General features: G+C 72.8%; 3 protein-coding genes. All 3 read left to right on the forward strand.

The window, feature by feature from the left end; all coding sequences use genetic code 11:
• The coding region (locus ACZ7JZ_RS35965; RefSeq protein ID WP_470947372.1) for a methionine adenosyltransferase domain-containing protein at positions 1-143 on the forward strand (143 nt) is incomplete at its 5' end.
• Positions 144-236: 93 nt separating this feature from the next.
• On the forward strand, positions 237-1220 hold the full coding sequence (locus ACZ7JZ_RS35970; protein ID WP_470947368.1) for a carbohydrate kinase family protein: 984 nt from the start codon (positions 237-239) through the stop codon (positions 1218-1220).
• On the forward strand, positions 1217-2282 hold a 1066-nt coding region (locus tag ACZ7JZ_RS35975; protein ID WP_470947370.1), incomplete at its 3' end, for a homocysteine S-methyltransferase family protein. The genes ACZ7JZ_RS35970 and ACZ7JZ_RS35975, both read left to right, overlap by 4 nt.

The raw sequence follows: 2282 nt of genomic DNA on the forward strand, positions 1-2282 counted from the left end.
ACCTCGACCTGCTGCGCCCGATCTACTCCCAGACCGCCGCCTACGGCCACTTCGGCCGCGAGCTGCCCGACTTCACCTGGGAGCGCACCGACCGCGCCGAGCTCCTCAAGGCCGCGGCCGCCGCCGCGCCCGCCTCGGCCTGACGCCCCCGTCCGGCGCCCCGCGGAACCGCCTCCCGGGGCGCCCGGCCACTCGCTCCTTCCACGGTCCCCTCCAGAACCCACAGGAGAGCCCTCGTGCGCATCGCGGTGACAGGATCCATCGCCACGGACCACCTCATGGTCTTCCCCGGCCGTTTCGGCGACCAACTCCTCCCCGACCAGCTGGAGCACGTATCGCTCTCCTTCCTGGTCGACCACCTCGACGTCCGCCGCGGCGGGGTGGCCGCCAACATCGCCTACGGACTCGGCAGCCTCGGCCTCGCGCCGGTGCTCGCCGGAGCCGTCGGCACGGACTTCGCCGAGTACGAGGTCTGGCTCAAGGAGCACGGGGTCGACACCGGCGCCGTCCACGTCTCCGCGGAGCGCCAGACCGCCCGCTTCATGTGCATCACCGACCGGGACGCCAACCAGATCGCCTCGTTCTACGCCGGCGCCATGGCCGAGGCCGCGGAGATCGACCTCCGCCCCCTCGCCGGGGCCGACGGCGGGCTCGACCTCGTCCTCGTGTGCCCGAACGACCCCGCGGCCATGGTCCGGCACACCGAGCAGTGCCGCGAACTCGGCCTGCCCTTCGCCGCCGACCCCTCCCAGCAGCTCGCCCGCCTCGACGGGGAGAGCACCCGCACCCTGGTCGAAGGCGCCCGCTGGCTCTTCACCAACGAGTACGAGGCCGCCCTGCTGCGCGAGCGCACCGGATGGACCGGGGAGGAGGTCCTCGACCGCGTCGGCACCTGGGTCACCACCCTCGGCGCCGAAGGCGTCCGCATCGACCGCAGGGGCGAGCCCACCCTCCGCGTCCCGGCCGTACCCGGCGTACCCGCCGAGGACCCCACCGGAGTCGGCGACGCCTTCCGCTCCGGCTTCCTCGCCGCGATCAGCCACGGCCTCCCGCTGGAGACCGCGGCCCAGCTGGGCTGCGCCATGGCCGCCCTGGTCCTCCAGGCCGTCGGCTCGCAGTCCTACGAGGCCGACCCCGCCGTCCTCCTCGCCACCGTCGAGCGCGCCTACGGCAGCGACTGCGCCCGGCTCCTCGCCCCGACCCTCGGGAGCCCGCGATGACCGCCCCCGCAGACACCCGGACCCGGGCCGATGCCCTGCGCGAGGCGCTGGCCTCGCGTGTGGTGGTGGCCGACGGGGCGATGGGGACCATGCTCCAGGCGCAGGACCCCTCGTTGGAGGACTTCCAGGATCTGGAGGGCTGCAACGAGGTCCTGAACGTGACGCGGCCGGACATCGTGCGGTCGGTGCACGAGGCGTACTTCGCGGTGGGCGTGGACTGCGTCGAGACGAACACCTTCGGCGCGAACCTGTCGGCGCTGGCGGAGTACGACATTCCGGAGCGGAACTTCGAGCTGTCGCAGGCGGGTGCGGCGATCGCGCGCCAGGTCGCGGACGAGTTCACGGTCGCGTCGGGGCAGCAGCGGTGGGTGCTGGGCTCGATGGGTCCGGGCACGAAGCTGCCGACCCTGGGCCACATCTCCTACGCGTCGATCCGCGACGCCTTCCAGACCAACGCCGAGGGCCTGCTCTCCGGGGGTGCGGACGCGCTGCTGGTGGAGACCACGCAGGACCTGCTCCAGACGAAGTCCGCGATCATCGGTGCGCGGCGGGCGATGGACGCGCTGGGCGTGAGCGTGCCGCTGATCTGTTCGGTGACGGTCGAGACGACCGGGACGATGCTGCTGGGTTCGGAGATCGGTGCGGCGCTGACCTCGCTGGAACCGCTGGGCATCGACATGATCGGGCTGAACTGCGCCACGGGCCCGGCGGAGATGAGCGAGCACCTGCGCTACCTGGCGCGCAACGCCCGCATCCCGCTGTCCTGCATGCCCAACGCCGGCCTGCCCGTCCTGACCAAGGACGGCGCCCACTACCCCCTGTCCGCGGGTGAACTCGCCGATGCTCAGGAGGGGTTCGTCCGCGACTACGGCCTCTCGCTGGTCGGCGGCTGCTGCGGCACCACCCCCGAGCACCTCGGCCGGATCGTGGAGCGGGTCCGGGGAGCGGCTCCCCGGCGTCCGGAACCCCGTCCGGAGCCGGGTGCGGCTTCGCTGTACCAGACGGTGCCTTTCCGTCAGGACACGGCGTACATGGCGATCGGTGAGCGGACGAACGCGAACG

Source organism: Streptomyces sp. NPDC038213, from assembly GCF_055600495.1.